The sequence below is a fragment of the Nocardia sp. NPDC050718 genome (assembly GCF_040654235.1).
Lineage (GTDB): Bacteria > Actinomycetota > Actinomycetes > Mycobacteriales > Mycobacteriaceae > Nocardia.
In genome coordinates this window covers 363,421-380,829 of sequence record NZ_JBFAHQ010000005.1, presented here as the reverse complement: position 1 = coordinate 380,829, position 17,409 = coordinate 363,421, and the positions used below count along the sequence as shown (strand labels likewise).

At 70.9% G+C, this 17,409-nt stretch carries 17 protein-coding genes and 2 tRNA genes; 10 read left to right on the top strand and 9 right to left on the bottom strand.

The window, feature by feature from the left end:
• Window positions 1–5 precede the first annotated feature (5 nt).
• The 3 genes from AB0H54_RS24470 to AB0H54_RS24460 form a co-directional block, all read right to left on the bottom strand.
• Window positions 6–1,271, bottom strand: coding sequence for a DUF6596 domain-containing protein (locus AB0H54_RS24470; protein ID WP_357348125.1), 1,266 nt, complete (start codon window positions 1,269–1,271; stop codon window positions 6–8).
• Entirely contained in the window at window positions 1,268–1,663 is a 396-nt protein-coding gene (locus AB0H54_RS24465; protein WP_355277055.1) for a YciI family protein, read from the bottom strand. Before AB0H54_RS24465 ends, AB0H54_RS24470 begins: the two co-directional genes overlap by 4 nt.
• A gap of 106 nt (window positions 1,664–1,769) precedes the next feature.
• The gene (locus AB0H54_RS24460) at window positions 1,770–2,990 is read right to left on the bottom strand and encodes an FAD-dependent oxidoreductase (RefSeq protein ID WP_357348123.1); all 1,221 of its coding nucleotides are present in this window, start codon (window positions 2,988–2,990) and stop codon (window positions 1,770–1,772) included.
• 144 nt (window positions 2,991–3,134) lie between these two features.
• Between AB0H54_RS24460 and AB0H54_RS24455 the strand changes: the two genes are divergently transcribed.
• Window positions 3,135–3,779, top strand: coding sequence for a disulfide bond formation protein DsbA (locus AB0H54_RS24455; protein ID WP_357348121.1), 645 nt, complete (start codon window positions 3,135–3,137; stop codon window positions 3,777–3,779).
• Between the two features lie 48 nt (window positions 3,780–3,827).
• Here the strand turns inward: AB0H54_RS24455 and AB0H54_RS24450 are convergent, their stop codons facing one another.
• A complete protein-coding gene (locus tag AB0H54_RS24450) occupies window positions 3,828–4,745 on the bottom strand; it encodes a M48 family metallopeptidase (protein WP_355277195.1) in 918 nt (305 codons plus the stop codon).
• A gap of 348 nt (window positions 4,746–5,093) precedes the next feature.
• Between AB0H54_RS24450 and AB0H54_RS24445 the strand changes: the two genes are divergently transcribed.
• On the top strand, window positions 5,094–5,567 hold the full coding sequence (locus tag AB0H54_RS24445; RefSeq protein ID WP_355277062.1) for a ribose-5-phosphate isomerase: 474 nt from the start codon (window positions 5,094–5,096) through the stop codon (window positions 5,565–5,567).
• Between the two features lie 33 nt (window positions 5,568–5,600).
• Window positions 5,601–6,404: a DNA-formamidopyrimidine glycosylase family protein gene (locus tag AB0H54_RS24440; protein ID WP_357348119.1), complete on the top strand. Its 804-nt coding sequence runs from the start codon at window positions 5,601–5,603 to the stop codon at window positions 6,402–6,404.
• On the opposite strand, the gene AB0H54_RS24435 is transcribed toward AB0H54_RS24440, so the two are convergent.
• Window positions 6,355–6,987: an XRE family transcriptional regulator gene (locus tag AB0H54_RS24435; RefSeq protein WP_357348117.1), complete on the bottom strand. Its 633-nt coding sequence runs from the start codon at window positions 6,985–6,987 to the stop codon at window positions 6,355–6,357. The two genes, AB0H54_RS24440 and AB0H54_RS24435, sit on opposite strands and share 50 nt — an antisense overlap.
• A 92-nt stretch (window positions 6,988–7,079) precedes the next feature.
• On the opposite strand from AB0H54_RS24435, the gene AB0H54_RS24430 reads away from it, so the two are divergent.
• Window positions 7,080–8,297 (top strand): MFS transporter, encoded by a 1,218-nt coding sequence (locus AB0H54_RS24430; RefSeq protein ID WP_357348115.1) that lies wholly within the window; start codon window positions 7,080–7,082, stop codon window positions 8,295–8,297.
• A 53-nt stretch (window positions 8,298–8,350) separates the two neighbouring features.
• Here AB0H54_RS24430 and AB0H54_RS24425 read toward each other — a convergent pair whose 3' ends face one another.
• Window positions 8,351–9,307, bottom strand: a complete 957-nt coding sequence (locus AB0H54_RS24425; RefSeq protein ID WP_355277070.1) for a GGDEF domain-containing protein — start codon at window positions 9,305–9,307, stop codon at window positions 8,351–8,353.
• Between the two features lie 698 nt (window positions 9,308–10,005).
• Here AB0H54_RS24425 and AB0H54_RS24420 point away from each other — a divergent pair.
• The 4 genes from AB0H54_RS24420 (at window position 10,006) to AB0H54_RS24405 (ending at window position 12,403) form a co-directional block, all read left to right on the top strand.
• A tRNA-Gly gene (locus AB0H54_RS24420) sits at window positions 10,006–10,076 on the top strand.
• A gap of 41 nt (window positions 10,077–10,117) precedes the next feature.
• Window positions 10,118–10,194 (top strand) — tRNA-Pro (locus AB0H54_RS24415).
• Window positions 10,195–10,240: 46 nt separating this feature from the next.
• Window positions 10,241–10,999 (top strand): 3-oxoacyl-ACP reductase FabG, encoded by a 759-nt coding sequence (gene fabG, locus AB0H54_RS24410; protein ID WP_357348112.1) that lies wholly within the window; start codon window positions 10,241–10,243, stop codon window positions 10,997–10,999.
• A 111-nt stretch (window positions 11,000–11,110) separates the two neighbouring features.
• Window positions 11,111–12,403 carry a GDSL-type esterase/lipase family protein gene (locus tag AB0H54_RS24405; RefSeq protein WP_357348110.1) on the top strand — a complete coding sequence of 431 codons (1,293 nt, stop codon included), beginning with the start codon at window positions 11,111–11,113 and terminating at the stop codon, window positions 12,401–12,403.
• A gap of 4 nt (window positions 12,404–12,407) precedes the next feature.
• Here AB0H54_RS24405 and AB0H54_RS24400 read toward each other — a convergent pair whose 3' ends face one another.
• Window positions 12,408–12,776 carry a hypothetical protein gene (locus tag AB0H54_RS24400; protein WP_357348108.1) on the bottom strand — a complete coding sequence of 123 codons (369 nt, stop codon included), beginning with the start codon at window positions 12,774–12,776 and terminating at the stop codon, window positions 12,408–12,410.
• A gap of 160 nt (window positions 12,777–12,936) precedes the next feature.
• Between AB0H54_RS24400 and AB0H54_RS24395 the strand changes: the two genes are divergently transcribed.
• Entirely contained in the window at window positions 12,937–13,341 is a 405-nt protein-coding gene (locus AB0H54_RS24395; RefSeq protein ID WP_357348106.1) for a DUF1801 domain-containing protein, read from the top strand.
• On the opposite strand, the gene AB0H54_RS24390 is transcribed toward AB0H54_RS24395, so the two are convergent.
• Complete coding sequence (locus tag AB0H54_RS24390) at window positions 13,338–14,138, bottom strand: metallophosphoesterase (RefSeq protein WP_357348104.1); 801 nt, start codon at window positions 14,136–14,138, stop codon at window positions 13,338–13,340. The two genes, AB0H54_RS24395 and AB0H54_RS24390, sit on opposite strands and share 4 nt — an antisense overlap.
• A gap of 42 nt (window positions 14,139–14,180) precedes the next feature.
• Window positions 14,181–16,661, bottom strand: a complete 2,481-nt coding sequence (locus AB0H54_RS24385; protein ID WP_357348102.1) for a phosphoketolase family protein — start codon at window positions 16,659–16,661, stop codon at window positions 14,181–14,183.
• A 165-nt stretch (window positions 16,662–16,826) separates the two neighbouring features.
• Here AB0H54_RS24385 and AB0H54_RS24380 point away from each other — a divergent pair, with 165 nt between their 5' ends.
• Window positions 16,827–17,378 carry an FKBP-type peptidyl-prolyl cis-trans isomerase gene (locus AB0H54_RS24380; protein WP_357348100.1) on the top strand — a complete coding sequence of 184 codons (552 nt, stop codon included), beginning with the start codon at window positions 16,827–16,829 and terminating at the stop codon, window positions 17,376–17,378.
• Window positions 17,379–17,409: the final 31 nt, after the last annotated feature.

Below are 17,409 nucleotides of genomic sequence, written 5' to 3'. Positions count from 1 at the left end.
GGCGCTCAAGGGACGGGTGCGGCCGGACCCGGGTCGACGGCATCGGCGACGCCGGGGCGGTCCACCGCGCCCGAACGCACGCGGGCGGCGCGCAACAGCAGGTAGTCGCGCTCCGGCACGCTCGCCGTCTGTGTGGCGGCCAGCTGGTACTGGGCGACGGCGGCCGCGTCGTCACCCGTCATCTCGTGCAGGTGCCCGCGCACCGCGGCCAGGCGGTGGGAGCGGGCCAGCGGCTCGGCCACCGTGTCGGCGAGGGCGAGTCCGGCGGCCGGGCCGTGCACCATGGCGGTCGCCACGGCCCGGTTCAAGGTGACCATCGGATTCGGATTCGATCGCTCGATCATGGTGTAGAGCACCAGGATCCGGGCCCAGTCGGTGTCCGCCACGTGCGCGGCCTGGGCGTGCAGGCCCGCGATCGCGGCCTGGAGCTGGTAGCTCCCGGTCAGGCCCGCGGGCATGGTCGCGGTGAGCAGGCGCAGGCCCTCGGTGATCTGGGCGCGATCCCAGCGGGTGCGGTCCTGTTCGTGCAGCGGGACCAGCTCGCCGTGCGGACCCGAGCGGGTGGCCCGGCGGGCGTCGGTGAGCAGCATCAGCGCGAGCAGGCCGGTGACCTCGGTGTTGTCGGGTAGCAGGGCGCGCAGCGCGCGGGTCAGCCGGATCGCCTCGGCCGACAGGTCCGCGCGGCGCAGCCCCGACCCGGCACTGCTGGTGTGGCCCTCGGTGAAGATCACGTAGAGCACCTGGAGCACCGCGCTCAGCCGCGCGGCGTCCTGCGCGCCGTCGGCGAACGGGCGCTCCGACTCGGCCAGCCGCTTCTTCGCGCGGGAGATGCGTTGCGCCATGGTCGCTTCGGGGACCAGGAAGGCGGCGGCGATCTCGGCGGTGCTCAGGCCGCCGACCGCGCGCAGCGTCAACGCGATCGCGCCCGCGGGCGGCAGGTCGGGGTGGCAGCACAGGAAGTACATGTCGAGGGTGTCGTCGTCGGCGCTCGCCTCGACGGGCACCTCGCGCACGAACACCGTGGTCTCCCTGCGTCGCCGGGCGACCTCGGCGCGCACCGCGTCGGCCATCCGGCGCTGGGCGACCTGGATCAGCCAGCCGCGCGGATGCTCCGGCAGGCCCTCGGTCCGCCACTGGGTGGCGGCGGCCAGCAGCGCGTCCTGCACGGCGTCCTCGGCCAGGTCGAAATCGCCGAACCGGCGGACCAGGACACCGAGGACCTGCGGGGCGAGCTCGCGCAGCAGGTCCTCGGTGCGTGGGGTCGTACTCACTCCGCCGGGGCGCTCATGACCTGGCGCACCTCGATGTACTCGCCGATCGGCGTGCCGCCGGGGCCGGGCGCGGCCGAGGCCTGCGCGGCGATCTCGATGGCACGCTCGCGCGAGTCGACGTCGACGATCCAGTAGCCGGCCAGGAACTCCTTGGTCTCCGGGAACGGGCCGTCGGTGACCACCGGCGCCGAGCGGCCGTCGGAGAGCACGATCAGCGCCTGATCCGGCCCGGCAAGGCCCTGGGCGTCGACCAGTTCGCCCGCGGCGGCGAGCTGTTCGCCCAGTACCCGCTGGAAATCGATGTGGGCGGCGATGTCCTCGGGCGCCCACTCGGGAATCGGGGTGTTGCAGTAGGCGGCCTCGGCGTAGGTCTTGACCAGCATGAACTTCATCGCATCGCTCCTGGTGTCGGGGGCGCCCCGCGGGCGCGCTCGAGACATGGTCGGAGCGGGCGCGCGCCGTTCGACACATCCGCCCCGCCAGTCGGTGTGAACTGGGTCACAGGGGAATGTCGGGGTCGGCCAGCCGTTCCGGATCGACCGGGGCACCCGAGAGGATCAGCTGCTTGATCCGCTCGGTCACGTCCCAGACATTGACGTTCATCCCCGCCACGACCCGGTTCTGCGGGTCCAGCCAGAACGCCACGAACTCGCGTTCGTCCTGGTCGCCGCGCACCACCACGCGCACGTCGTCGTCGCGGCCGACATAGCCGGTGTACTCCATGCCGACGTCGTACTGATCGCTGAAGAAGTACGGGAGGCGGTCGTAGGAGGCGGGTTTGCCCAGCATGGTCAGCGCCGCCACGGCGGGCTGGTTCAGCGCGGTGGCCCAGTGCTCGACCCGCACCGGCCGGTTCAGCACCGGATGCTGCTGCTCGGCGATGTCGCCGACCGCGACCACGTCCGGATCGCTGGTGCGCAGGGCCGCGTCGACCACCACGCCGCCGTTCGTCGTGAGCCCGGCGGCCAGGGCGCCTTCGATATTGGGCGCCGCGCCCACCGCGACCAGCACCGCCTGCGCGGGCACCACCGTGCCGTCGCCGAGCTGCACGCCGGTCGCGATGCCGTCCTCGGTCAGGATCATCTCGACATTCGTGCCGGTCCGCAGGTCGACGCCGTGCGAGCGATGCAGCTCGGCGTAGAACGCGCCCATCTCGGGACCGAGCGCGCCGATCAGCGGCAGCTCGGCCGCCTCTAGCACGGTGACGTCGACCTGCCTGGCCCGCGCCTGCGCGGCGACCTCGAGCCCGATCCAGCCCGCGCCGATGATCACCAGCTTGCGGTGCGAGCGCAGGATCTCGGCGAGCACATCCGAATCGCCGATCGTGCGCAGGGTGTACACGTTCGGCGCGGCGGCCCCCGGAATCGGCAGGGTGCGCGGGCGCGAACCGGTGGCCAGGGCCAGCTTGTCGTAGCTCAGGGTGGAACCGTCGGGCAGCGTGACGGTGTGCGCGGCCGGATCGAAGGCCGTCGCGGTGGTGCCCAGCCGCAGGTCGATGTGGTGATCGCGGTACCAGGACCCCTGGTCGACGGTGAAATCGGGAAGCTGCTGGGTGCCGGCCAGATGCTGTTTGGACAGCGGCGGCCGCTCGTAGGGCAGCTCCTCCTCGGCGGCCAGCACCGTCACCCGGCCGTCGAAGTCGTTGGCGCGCAGAGCCTCGGCCAGCTTGGCTGCACCGAGTCCGCCGCCGATGACGACGAAATGCTGATTCGAGCTCATGAACGGACTCCTTCTCGCGGACGACCGGACTCCCTCGCCTCGAGCCTAGTGCGCGAGCTGCCGCACGGGAACGATTCCGGTCGTCGCGGGGTTGCACCATCCGGTGGGCGTATCGGCCCGCCGTGCTGACCCGAGAGGAAAATCGTGAGCGATCAGGCCACGAAGGACGTCGTCGATTTCTGGTTCGATCCGCTGTGCCCCTGGTGCTGGATCACGTCCCGCTGGATCCTCGAAGTGGAGCAGGTGCGCGATATCGAGGCGCGCTTCCACGTGATGAGCCTGTCGGTGCTCAACGAGGGCAAGGACGATCTGCCCGAGGTCTACGTCGACCTGATGGCGGCGGGCTGGGGCCCGGTCCGGGTCGCCATCGCCGCCGCCGAGAAGTCCGGTGACGAGATCCTGCTGCCGCTCTACACCGCGCTGGGCACCCGCATCCACGAGCGCAGGGACGAGTACCAGCGCGACACCGTCGCCGAGACGCTGTCCGCGGTCGTCGCCGACGCGCTGGCCGAGCTGGAGCTGCCCGCCGAGCTGGCCGGCGCCGCGACCAGCACCGAGTTCGACGAGGCGCTGCGCACCAGCCACCACGCGGGCATGGACAAGGTCGGCCCCGATGTGGGCACGCCGACCATCCACGTCAACGGCGTCGCGTTCTTCGGTCCCGTGCTCTCGCGCATCCCGCGCGGCGAGGACGCGGGCCGGGTGTGGGACGGCGTGGTCGCGCTGGCCTCGTACCCGCACTTCTTCGAGCTCAAGCGCACGCGCACCGAGGACCCGGTCTTCGACTGAGTGCCGAACGGGGTGCCGGACTCACCGTCCGGCACCCCGCCGACTTGATCACACCGGCTTCGGCGGCAGCGCGCGCGGCGCGGTGATCGGCGGATAGCCGCCCGGTGGCGGGATGGCCCCGGGGTGGGGTGCGCTCGGGCGCAGGAACATCGGGCCGTGCTTGCTGCGGTCGCGCAGCGCCCACATCCGCCAGGTGAGGACGGGATGGCTGGACATGGCGTTGACCAGCCAGACGAATCCGCCCTTCTCGATCGCGGCCCGGTCGGCCATCTCGTCGAAACCGACCTGGGCGTTGAGGTACTTGCCCGCGGCCAGCGTCCCCATCGCGCCGGGCGCGCCCTGGTACCGATTGCAGAAGCCGTGATTGTCCGCGGTGTACTCCTGCGCGCGGATCAGCGAGGACCCCAGGATCGGCAGCCACGGCGCGACGAACATGCCGAGCTGGCGCCAGTACGACACGTGCCCCGCGGCGATATGCCCCACCTCGTGGCCGATGATGAAGGCCAGCGCGTCGGGATCGCGGGCGGTGCCGCCGATTTCGAACAGGTCGCTGTAGACCACCACGAACCGGCGGAACCCGTGCCCGGACGCGAACGCGTTGATCTGGCCGTTGCCCAGCACGACGTAGGCGTCGGGCACCTTGCTCATCCCGAATCGCGCCGCCGCCTCCTGCACCATCCGGTAGCCCTCGGGGAACTGCGTCGGCGACATCTTCACGCCGTTGATCCGCTGGGTGGCGTAGTTGAGGCCACGGCCGAGCCACAGCAGCACCGGCGCGAACACGAGCAGCAGCACGTACGGACTGGTCAGGATCGAACCGGTGTCGACCGGCTGGCCCTTGTCGTCGAGCACCGGCTCGGCGAACAGCTCGACCAGCAGGATCAGCGCGACCAGCAGATACGCCACCGTCGTGAACATGATCACGACCACCAGCAGCGGGATCTCCCACGAATGCCGGGCGGGCATCCCGAACGGCGACAGCCCGCGCGGCTGCTGCTGCGGGGGGATCGGCGGGCCGCCGGGCGGGTAGTAACCGGCCTGTGGCACCGGGGGATACGGGCCGGGGTACTGCGGGGCGGGCGCGTACGGCTGCGCCGGGAATCCACCGGTCGGCGGGGCCTGCTGGGCCCAGGGCGACGAGGCGGGCCCGGGGTACTGCGGTGGAACGGGGGCGTCGCCGGTGCCCTTGTCCAGCGACGGTACCGACTCGGCGGGTGGGCCGGAATGCCCCGGCGGGGGACCTGCCGAAGGCGGCTGATGCGGTTCGTGCGGGTGCATGAAACGACTCTAAGCGGGCCTGACACAATCGCAGCCATGCGCGTTTACCTGGGTGCCGACCATGCCGGTTTCGAACTGAAGAATCACGTCAAGGCCCATCTGCAGGAGGCCGGACACGACGTCGTCGACTGTGGTGCTCTCGAGTACGACGCCCTCGACGACTACCCCGCGTTCTGCATCGAGGCGGCCCGCCGCACCGTCGCCGACCCGGGCTCGCTCGGCCTGGTCTTCGGTGGCAGCGGCAACGGCGAGCAGATCGCCGCCAACAAGGTCCCCGGCGCGCGCTGCGCCCTGGCCTGGAGCGTCGAAACCGCCAAGCTGGCCCGCGAACACAACAACGCCCAGCTGATCGGGATCGGCGGCCGCATGCACACCACCGAGGAGGCGCTCGCCATCGTCGACGCGTTCCTCGCCCAGGCGTGGTCGGAAGAGCCGCGCCACCAGCGCCGCATCGACATCCTCGCCGACTACGAGAAGTCCGGCGAGGCCCCCGCGGTCCCCGCGTACTGACCGTTCCGTACCAGATCGAGGAAGGTGTGTTTCTTGCCTGAGGGGCACACCCTTCATCGCATCGCCCGCCTGCATCACGAGCGGTTCGCCGGTGGAGCCGTGCGGGTTTCGAGTCCGCAGGGGCGGTTCGCCGAGGGCGCGGCGATGGTGGACGGGCGGGTGCTGGAGTCGGCCGAGGCCGTCGGGAAGCATCTGCTGCACCACTACGCGTCCGGGCTGACGGTGCACGTGCATCTGGGCCTGTACGGCACCTTCAGCGAGGGCGAACTGCCGTTGGCCGCGCCGGTCGGCCAGGTGCGGATGCGGATGCTCGGCGCCGCAACGGATTTCGGCAGCGACCTGCGCGGGCCGACCGCCTGCGAGGTGCTGCTGCCGCCGGAGGTCGACGCGCTCCTCGCCCGCCTCGGCGCCGACCCGCTGCGCCCCGACGCCGATCACGAACGGGCGGGTGCGCGCATCCGGCGCTCGCGCCGGGCGATCGGCGCGCTGCTGATGGATCAGGCGCTGATCGCCGGCGTCGGCAATGTCTACCGCGCGGAAGTGCTGTTCCGGCACGGTATCTCGCCGTTCCGGCCGGGCACCTCGATCAGCGCCGAGGCGTGGGACGCGCTGTGGGCCGACCTGGTCGAGCTGATGCCGGTCGGTGTGGCCACCGGCCGCATGCACGTGGTCCGGCCCGAACACGACACCGGCGCACCGTCCTACGCCAAGGACCGGCCGCGCACCTACGTCTACCGCCGCCAGGGCGAGCCCTGCCGGGTGTGCGCGACCCCGATCGCCCACGGTGTCATGGAGGGGCGAAACCTCTTCTGGTGCCCGACCTGTCAGCCGCGCTGAGGCTGCCGGGCGAACTCGCCCTGACGTGGATGCGCTCACCGTGCGCACCGAAGAGACTGAGGATCTCGACACCGCCCCGGCCCGCCGCGCCGAACCAGTGCGGGATCCGGCAGTCGAATTCGGCCGCCTCGCCCGCGCCCATGACGAAATCGTGGTCACCGAGCCGGACCCGCAGCCGCCCGCGCAGCACGTACAGCCACTCGTAGCCGTCATGGGCGCGCGGGAACGGGTCCTCGTCGCGGGCGGGAATGATCATCTTGTAGGCGCGGGGTTCCCCGGGGTGACGGGACAGCGGGATCAGCAGCCGGCCGCCGTCGCCGGTGGACCCCTGCGGCACCCGGGGATCGACGACGCGTGGCGCCGCGACGATCTCGTCCAGCCCGATGCCCAGCGCCGCCGTAATCGGCAGCAGCAGTTCGAGACCGGGTCTGCGCTGCCCCGATTCCAGCCGTGACAGCGTGCTCGTCGAGACGCCGGTGGCCCGCGCGACCGCGGCCAGGCTGACGTTCCGCTTCTCCCGCGCCCGGCGCAACCGCGGCCCGATCTGCTCGATCACCGCGCCGACGGTCGGTTGGTCCTCCATGTGCCCAGTGGATTCGATTCGTCCCGGAAACGGCAAGGTTCTTTGCCGATACCGCAAAGGCGTCGGGATGCTCGTCGCGGAGGTGATCCGAGATGGATTCGACAATGGAAACGGGCATGATCGCCCCGGCGTCACGTATCGGCGCCTGGCTGCCCGCCGGGGTATATCTGCTGGGGTTCAGTCTGTTCGCGATGGGCAGCGCGGAGTTCCTGCTCGCGGGCGTGCTGCCCGATGTGGCGCTCGATCTGGGGGTGCCGCTCTCGTCCGCGGGCATGCTCATCACCGCGTTCGCGCTCGGTGTGGTCGTCGGCGGACCGCCGTGCGCGGTGCTCGGCCTGCGCCTGCCGCGGCGCTCGGCGCTGCTGGTGACCCAGGCGGTCTTCGCGGCGAGTATCGCGATCGGGCTGGTCGGTGACTATCGGGTGCTGCTGATCTCGCGGGTCGTCGCCGGTGTCGCCTACGCGGGGTTCTTCGCCGTCGCGTCGGTCACGGCGGTTCGCCTGGTCACCCCGGATCGGGTCGGGCGGGCGTCCGCGGTGGTGGTGAGCGGGCTGAGTGTGGCGATGGTGGTCGGTGGTCCGATGGGGACGCTGCTGAGCCATTTCCTCGGCTGGCGTGGGGGATTCGTCGCGGTCGTGCTGCTGACGCTCGCGGGAGTGGTCGGCTGCCTGCTCGGAATCCCCACCGCCGCAGCGGAATCCGAGGTGAGGCCGGAGGTGCGCCGCGAGCTCGCCGTGATGCGCGAGCCGGCGCTGTGGGGCATCTACGCGATCACCATCCTGAGCACGGCCGCCTACATGATCACGTTCAACTACCTGGCGGCGCTGCTCGGCGAGGTCACCGGTGTTGCGGCCGTGTGGATTCCGGCCGTCCTCGCGCTGTTCGGCGTGGGCGCCTTCGTCGGTCTGTCCGTCGGCGGCCGGATCGCCGACCGGCGGCCGCACACCGCGCTGACGGCCGGGACGATCGCCATCGGCCTGCTGTCGGTGCTGCTCGCGACGGCGACGGCGTGGGTAGGGGTGGTGGTGCCCGCGGTCTTCGCGCTCGGGGTCGCGGCGTTCGTCCTCAATCCCGCGCTCTACGGCCGGGTCTTCACCATCGCGGCCGCGGCGCCGACGCTCGCGGGCGCCACCACGGTGTCGGCCTTCCAGCTGGGGATCAGCGGCACTCCGGTGCTCGCGGCCGTCACCCTCACCCACGGCGGCGGGCTCACCTCGGTCGGCCTGATCGGCGCGGTGCTCGCGGTCGCGGCGCTGCCGCTGATCCGGCTCGACGCGAGACGCCGAGCCGGATCCGAGCACACTGCCTGACTACATCGAAAGGGGTTGAGCCGGAACGCGAAGTGCAGGCTTCGCGATCCGACTCAGCCCGCGACCGCGGTTCCCAGTTCCGGGTCGCCCGATTCGGCGAGCGCGAAACGCCGCCCGCCCGCGGATTTCGCCGAATACATCGCGCGGTCGGCGCGACGCAGCAGATCGGTGAAATCGCACGTCTTTCCCGGCGCGCAGAACGCCGTGCCCACGCTCGCCGAGACCGGTACCGGCCCCGCGCTCGACCACACCGGGTCGCGCAGCGCCGCCACCACGTGGTGCGCCAGCTCGCCGAGGGTGTCGCGCCGCGGGTTGGCGGCGACGACGAACTCGTCACCGCCGTACCGGCAGATCACCGTCTCGGGCGGGCACACCTCGCGCAGCCGGTTGGCCAGTTCGACCAAGACCTCGTCGCCGATCGCGTGCCCGTAGCCGTCGTTGATCTGCTTGAACCGGTCCAGGTCGACCACCAGTACACCGACGCCGCGGGTCGGGTCGGCCGCGAAGGCCCGCACCCGTTCCTGCAGCAACGTGCGGTTGGCCAGATCGGTCAGCGCGTCGTGGGTTGCTTCGTGGCGCAAGCGGTGCTGCAGCGCGGCGATCTCCTGTACGCGCAGCGACACTTTCGCCGAGATGTTCTGTTCCTGTTGCGCGAGCGCCCGTTCCTGCAGCGCCTGCGCGTAACTGTCGATGGCCTGACTGGCGACCAGCGGCCAGCGGGTGGCCACCAGCGAGCCGGGCACGCCGGAGGGGAAGCCGAGCAGCCAGCGGGTGGCGTGCGCCAGCATCCTGGTTCGTTCGAAGGGCGCCTCGGCCAGCCGGGCGCCGAGCATCCGCGCCTGTGGCACCGGGAACGGTTCGGTCCGCGCCAGATGCAGCAGCCGCTCGACGATCTCGACGAGCACCGGCTCCAGCTGGTGCGGCGCCGTGGACGATCCCGGTTCGGCGCACACCGCGCGGGCCCAGGCGCGGGCCATCGCGGCGACCGGTGGCTCGATGTGGACAGTCATCGACATCACCGGCGGTCGGTGGCGACGAGCTCGCCACCTCGATCGTTCGCACTGCTACGCGGTTGAGTCCACCGAGTTCGGCACACGCTCACCGCCCCCTTTCCAGATACCCCCGTCCGGCAAAAAGGATCCTAGCAAGCCACCCGAGACCGAAAATCCGCGTTGTAGAACGCGTTGCAGTCTCTCGCGAATGGCGATCGGCTATGACATCGCTACAGGTGTTCCGGCGTTACACACTTCCCGAAAAAACTTTGGGAAGACCGAAACATGCAGCGTAGAGCCCATCTCGAGGGGGTGGGCGTTGCATTGCCATGCGGTTCCTCCTGGCCCAGGGGCGAGTCGTGACGAGGTGGCCGAGTGACCACGACTCCCCCCGACAAGGAGCCCGTCACGCGCCATTTCATGGTGGCCTACTCGCCGCCCACATGCCAGGTTTTTAAGGAAAATTCTCCTATTTATTCCCCCGGTGGAGCAGGCGCCGGTCCCCATTGGCGCGCATCAACCATCGTGGCCGGGCGGGGGTTCGTGTGGATAGGGTCATTAGGCCCTAATCGGGCACCGGCGCCGGCGGGGGTCGTCACCGCGGGGGCGGGGCGCGCCGCCGTGCTCGCCGGGGGCGGATTGGCATTTAGCGCGCGGGATTCGGTACAGTCGTGGCGCACACGACATCGTGGCGATCCCATCGATGTCGTATGCCTGCGGGTGTAGTTCAATGGTAGAACCTCAGCCTTCCAAGCTGATGGTGCGGGTTCGATTCCCGTCACCCGCTCAAACATGAATTCCCTCGACGGCGTCGCAGCCCCGAGGCCTCGGGGTGTAGCGCAGCTTGGTAGCGCATCCGCTTTGGGAGCGGAGGGTCGCAGGTTCAAATCCTGTCACCCCGACCATCACCATTCGCCCAGCTCACGGTTGTGTCAGCGCGGAGGAGTGCACATGTCCACGGAACGCAGGGTCGCGATCGTCACCGGTGCCGCGCGGGGCATCGGCGCCGCGGTCGCCGGAAAGCTCGCCGCCGACGGATTCGCCGTCGCCGTGCTCGATCTCGACGCCGCCGCCTGCGCGAACACCGTCGCCGCCATCGAGGCCGCCGGGGGCAGCGCCCTCGCCGTCGGTGCCGATGTGGCCGACGAGGCCGCGGTCGCCGCCGCGGTCGAGCGGATCGCCACCGAGCTCGGCGCGCCGACCGTGCTGATCAACAACGCGGGCGTGCTGCGCGACAACCTGCTGTTCAAGATGTCGGTGGACGACTGGGACACCGTCCTGAACGTGCACCTGCGCGGCGCCTTCCTGATGACGAAGGCGGTGCAGAAGTACATGGTGGACGCGAAGTTCGGCCGCATCGTGAACCTGTCGAGCACCTCGGCGCTCGGCAACCGCGGCCAGGCCAACTACTCCGCCGCCAAGGCGGGCATGCAGGGCTTCACCAAGACCCTGGCCTTCGAGCTGGGCAAGTTCGGCGTCACCGCGAACGCGATCGCGCCCGGCTTCATCGAAACCGACATGACCGCCGCGACCGCCGCGCGGGTCGGCGTCGACTTCGAGGCGTTCAAGCAGGCCGCCGCCGCGCAGATCCCGGTCAACCGGGTCGGCACGCCCGCCGACATCGCCAACGCGGCATCGTTCTTCGTGAGCGAGGGCGCGGGCTTCGTGTCCGGCCAGGTCCTCTACGTCGCCGGTGGCCCCACCAACTGACGCTAAGCCGGTGGGCGCGAAGAATTTTCGCGATTCGTACCCGCCGGTACGGCACCGCTTTTACTGTTACCCCCGATAACGGTCGGGTGGTGACTCTGGAGGCTGTGCGGCGTGGGGAAGTGGGCGGTTCTCGGGGCCGCGTTGGTACTGGCCGGATCGATGTCGACCGGGATCGCCGGGGCAGCGCCGAGCACCTGCGATGAACCCGCCTGGGTGGGCAGCTGGATGGCGGCGCCGTCCGATTCGCTCAGTGCCGCCGACCCGTCGCTGATTCCCCAGCTGTCGGTCTCGGATCAGACCTATCGCGTGGTGATCACGCCGCACCGGGGTGGCTCGGAGCTGCGGGTCCACCTGACCAATCGCACCCGGCCGATCGCGATGACCGTGGGGCACGTGACGGTGGGGGCCCAGAGCGCGGGCGCGGCGGTGCGCCCCGACTCCGTGCGCGAGGTGACCTTCGGCGGCGAGCGGGCCGTGACCATCGCGCCGTGGAGCGATGTGGTGAGCGACCCGGTCCGGCTCGAGTTCGAGGCGTTCGCGCCGCTGGCGGTGAGCGTGCACGCGCCCGGACTCGCGGTGCTGCCGACCGAGCATTTCAACGGCAACGCCACCAGTTATTACAGCCTCCCGTTCGCCGGTGATCGCACCACCGATCCGTCGGGCGCGCCGCTGCCGTTGAGTACGACCACGGTGCCGTTCGTCTCGGGTCTCGATGTGCGGGCGCCGGGGGCGGTCTCGACCATCGTGGCCTTCGGCGACTCGATCACCGACGGCTATGTGTCGGCCACCTACCTCGGCACCCCGCAGGACCCGAGCGTGATCGATCGGAACGTGCGCTATCCCGACTTCCTGCAGCGCAGGCTCGACGCCGCGGGCAAGCCGTTCAGCGTGCTCAACGCGGGGATCTCGGGCAACCGGGTCACCCGCGACGGCTTCATCCCGCAGTTCGGGCCGCACGCGGGCGCCCGGCTGCAGGCCGACGTCATCGACAAGGCCGGGGTCAGCGAGGTGATCGTGCTCGAGGGCATCAACGACCTGGGGATTCCGATCGGCGCGGGCTACGACGAGGTGGTCGCCGGCTACACCGGGCTGATCGACCGCCTGCACGCCGCCGGGCTGCGCGTCCACCTGGGCACCCTGCTGCCGACGAGCAACGCCCTGCTGGACGGCATGGCCACGCTGCCGTACGCGAATCCGGTCCGGCAGCGGATCAACGCCTGGATCCGGACCCAGCGGCTGTCCGACAGCGTGGTGGATTTCGATGCGGCGCTGCGGGATCCGGCGAACCCGGACGTCCTCGATCCCCGCTACGCGGGCGCGGACAACCTGCACCCCAACGCGGCGGGCTACCGGGCGATGGCCGAGGCGATCGACCTCGACCGGTTTCTTCCCGTCTGCGGCTGAAGACTCAGGCGCAGCGGAACCGGAACTCGGTACTCACCTGGGTGCCCGCGGCGACCTGCAGGCGCACCGGTGCGGTGTCGGCCAGCGCGCACCCGCCGGGCACGGTGATCACCCTCGCCTCGTAGCAGCCGTCGGGCAGAGCGGCGGTGGCGCGGCCGTCGGGGCCGCTGGTCAGGGTCGTCACGACCTGGCTCTCGCCGCAGCGGGTCACCGTGATCTCGGCGCGGTTGACCGGGATCGGGTCGCGGCCGGTGAAGGCCAGGACGCTCAGCGTCCCGGCGGTGCCGGTCCCCGGCGGCGCCGGATCGGCGGCGGCCAGCCCGGCGCCGACCAGCGGACAGAGCACGGACAGGGCGAGCATCGTTCGGCGCATGAACCTCTCCTCGGCGATGAGTCGGGTCGTCCGCTGCGATGGTAAGCCCGTTTCGCCAGGTCGCGGCCCGCTCGCCCGGGATGTCGAGTTGACGATTCGGCGACGATCCCGCCGGGCGCGCTGCCCGGACACCGGCCCGCCGATGTGTCACCATCGATCGGTGACCTACGTCGCCGATCCGCGCGTGGACGCCTACATCGACGCGCTCCCCACCTGGCAGCAGGCCGTCTGCCGCCAGGTCCGCGACCTCGTCCACGCCGCCGACCCCGAGGTCACCGAGACCGTGAAGCGGCGCGTGCAGCCCTATTTCGTCCTCGACGGCAATATCTGCGCGCTGCTCGCCGCCAAGACGCACGTCAACATCTTCCTCTACGACGGCGCCATCGTCCCCGACCCGGACAACATCATCACCGGCGGCCACGACAACAAGACCGCGCGCACCGTCGCCGTCTACGAGGGCCAGACCCTCAACGACCGCGCGCTGAGCAAGATGCTGAAACAGATCATCGCCGACAACCGCGCCGGCGGCTGGCGCAAGATCAAACAGGCCCGCGGCGAGGACTAGCTGCCGGGGGTGATGCCCGCGCGTTCGCTCCAGATCTGTTCGGCGGGGACGGAGATCGTGGTCAGTTCGGGGTAGCGCAGGGCGGAGAGGGTGCCGCCGAAGACGGCGCCGGTGTCGAGGCAGAGGGTGTTGTTGACCCAGGTCAGTTTGGTGACGGGGGTGTGGCCGTAGAGGACGGTGGCGGCGCCGCGGTAGTCCTGGGCCCAGTCGTAGCGGATGGGCAGGCCGTGTTCGTCGAAGTCGCCGGTGGGGGAGCCGTAGAGGGCGAAGGAGCGGGCGCGGCCGGAGGTGCTGCCGTGCAGGCTCTCCGGGAGGCCGGCGTGGGCGACGACCAGCTTGCCGCGGTCGAGCAGATAGTGGCTCGGTAGCTCGCGCAGGAAAGTGTGTGCGGCGGCGCGGAATTCGGCGTCTTCGGTGGCCAGCTGGGCCAGGGACAGCTCGAGACCGTGGGCGACGCGGACATTGCGGCCGTCCAGCGCGCGCACCAGTTTGTACTCGTGGTTCCCGGTGACGCACAGCGCGGTGCGCGCGGCGACCATGCCCATCGCCAGGCGCAGCACGCCGGGGGTGTCGGGGCCGCGGTCGACGAGATCGCCGACGAAGACCACCGTGCGCGCGTCCGGGTGCGCGGCGCCGACCGCCCGGCCGCGCTCGTCGCGCTCGATGATGTAGCCGAGTTCGCCCAGCAGGGTTTCCAGCTCGCCGCGGCAGCCGTGTACGTCGCCGATCACGTCGAAGGGGCCGGTGAGGTCGCGACGATCGCGGGGGAGGGTGTCGGGGCGGCGGGGCTCGGTCATCGACTCCATCGTCGTGCAGCGCGGGCCCGCGCCGCAACCGCGTTACGTCACAGTGGGGATCGCGGCCTCGGGCCAGACCCAGTTCGCGACGACCGGGATGTCCTCGCCGTGCTCCCTGGTCCAGCGCCGGGCGATCAGCCGGGCGTCGACCATCTCCTGGCGCAGGCCCGCCGCCCGCCCGCGCAGGCCGGGCACCCGATCGATCACGTCGAGCACGAGGTGGAAGCGGTCGAGGTCGTTGAGCATCACCATGTCGAAGGGAGTGGTGGTCGTGCCCTTCTCCTTGTATCCCCGCACGTGCAGTTCGGCGTGGTTGGTGCGGCGGTAGGTGAGCCGGTGGATCAGCCAGGGGTAGCCGTGGAAGGCGAAGATCACCGGGCGGTCGGTGGTGAACAGCGCGTCGAACTCGGCGTCGGGCAGGCCGTGCGGGTGTTCGCCTGCGGGCAGCATCCGCATCAGGTCGACGACATTGACCACCCGGACCCGCAGGTCGGGCAGCCGATCGCGCAGGATCGCGGCGGCGGCGAGGGTTTCCAGGGTGGGGATGTCGCCCGCGCAGCCGAGCACTACGTCGGGGACGGTGCCGGGGTCGTCGTTGTGGCAGGCCCACTCCCAGATCCCGACCCCGCGGGCGCAGTGCAGCGCGGCCTCGGACACCGAAAGCCAGTCCGGCCCCGGCTGTTTGCCCGCGACGACCACATTGGCGTAATGCAGCGAGCGCAGGCAGTGGTCGTAGGTGGACAGCAGGGTGTTCGCGTCCGGCGGCAGGTACACCCGCACGATCTCGGGACTCTTGTTCGCCACGACATCGAGGAACCCCGGGTCCTGATGGGTGAATCCGTTGTGGTCCTGGCGCCACACGTGCGAGGTGAGCAGGTAGTTCAGGCTGGGGATCCGGCGCCGCCACGGCACCGCCAGGCTGGCGTCGAGCCACTTGGCGTGCTGGTTGAACATGGCGTCGACGATGTGGATGAATGCCTCGTAGCAGGTGAACACCCCGTGCCTGCCGGTGAGCAGGTAGCCCTCCAGCAGGCCCTGGCACAGGTGCTCGGAGAGCACCTCCACGGCGCGGCCGGTCGGCGACAGGTCGACGTCCCAGCGGCCGACCTCGGCCTGCCAGTCCCGTCCGGTCACCTCGAGGATGTCCTGGAGCCGGTTGCTGACCAGTTCGTCGGGGGCGAGGGTGAGGAAGTTGTGCGGATTGCGCACCGTGACATCGCGCAGCCAGCTGCCCAGCACCCGGGTCGCCTCGTGCGGTCCCGACCCCGGCCGCTCGACGGCGACGCCGTAGTCGCGCCAGTCCGGCAGGTCCAGATCGCGCACGAGCAGCCCGCCGTTGGCGACCGGGTTCAGGCTCATCGGCCGGTCCGGGATCTGGCTGAGCAGGGCGGCGACCGGGGCGCCGTGCTCGTCGAACAGTTCCTCGGGGCGATACGAGCGCAGCCACTGCTCCAGTACGCGCCGGTGCCGAGGGTTGGTGCGGGCCGCGGGCAGGGGGACCTGGTGGGCGCGGAAGGTGCCCTCGACCTGTTCGCCGTCGACGACCGGGGGACAGGTCCAGCCCTTCGGGGTGTGCAGCACGATCATCGGCCAGCGCGGCCGCGCGGTGTCGCCGTCGGCGCGGGCCGCGCGCTGGAAGCCGGCGATGGCGTCGAGGCAGGTGTCCATCGCCGCGGCCAGCGCCTGGTGTACCGGGGCCGGGTCGTCGCCGGAGACGATCAGCGGTTCGTAGCCGTAGCCGCGCAGCAGCGCGACCAGTTCGTTGGTCGGGATGCGGGCGAGGATCGTCGGGTTGGCGATCTTGTACTCGTTGAGCGCGAGGATCGGCACCACGGCGCCGTCGCGCGCCGCGTTGAGGAATTTGTTCGCGTGCCAGCTGGCCGCCAGCGGGCCGGTCTCGGCCTCGCCGTCGCCGATCACGCAGAACACCGTCAGATCGGGATGATCGAGCGCGGCGCCGTAGGCGTGCAGCAGGCTGTAGCCGAGTTCGCCGCCTTCGTGGAACGAGCCGGGCGTCTCCGGCGCGCAGTGGCTCGGCACGCCGCCGGGGAAGGAGAACTGGTGGAACAGCCTGCGCATGCCGTGGCTGTCGCGTGCGATGTCGGGGTAGAGCTCGGCGTAGGCGCCCTCCAGCCAGGCACAGGCGTTCGGTCCGGGGCCGCCGTGGCCGGGGCCCGCCACGTACACCGCGTCGAGCCCGCGATTCCGGATCACCCGATTCGCGTGCGCCCACACCAGATTCAGGCCGGGCACGGTGCCGAAATGGCCGAGCAGGCGCGGCTTGATGTCCTCGGCGTGCAGCGGCTCGCGCAGCAGCGGATTGCGCATCAGATAGATCTGGCCGACCGCCAGATAGTTGGCGGCCCGCCACCAGGTGTCCACCGCGACCAGCTCGTCGCGGGACAGCGGGCCGGGGGCGTCGGTGAGGACGTAGGGCTGCGGGGCGATGGTCTCGCCGTCGCCGTCGCCGCCGCCCACGTTGTCGGCGGCGGTGTCGGCGTCGAGATCGCTGGTCCGGGTCATCGCGGACTCTCCTCGTACTCGGTGAGCTGCGGCGCCGTCCGCGCCGCCGGGACCTGCACGGGGCGCCGATTCGGCACTCGGCGACACCGGTGGAGAAACGCACCGCCGAGCCTACCGCCGTGCCCGTTCCCGGCGCCGCGCCCGCGGTCTATTACTGTGCGGGCCATGCATTCTCTCGGCAGGATCATCGGCATCGGACTCGTCGCGGCCGCCGCGATCGCGACAGCGGCGTGCGGCTCGGACTCGGATTCGGCGAGTTCGCCGAGCAGCACCGCCGCCGCCGGCCAGTCCACGGCCAGCAAGGGCCGCGAATGCACCGCCGACGACATCGAGGTCAGCGGTGGCTACGGCGACGCACCGGAGATCACGATTCCCGACTCCTGTGATCCGCCCAAGACCCTGATCGTCAAGGACCTGGTCGCGGGCAACGGCCCCGGCGCGGTCGCCGGTCAGCCGCTGACCATGAACTACGCGCTGGTCACCTGGTCGGACAAGGAGACCCTGGACAGCTCGTTCAAGCGTGGCAAGCCGTTCCAGCTGACCCTCGGCGCCGGCCAGGTCATCGAGGGCTGGGACCAGGGTCTGCTCGGCGTGCAGCAGGGCGCGCGCCGGCTGCTGATCGTGCCGCCGAACCTCGGCTACGGTGCGGGCGGCAACGGCGTCGCGCCGAACGAGACGCTGGTCTTCGTCACCGACGCGGTGCAGGTCGGCCGCTAGCCGCCGCCCAAACAGCCGCCGATTGCACGGC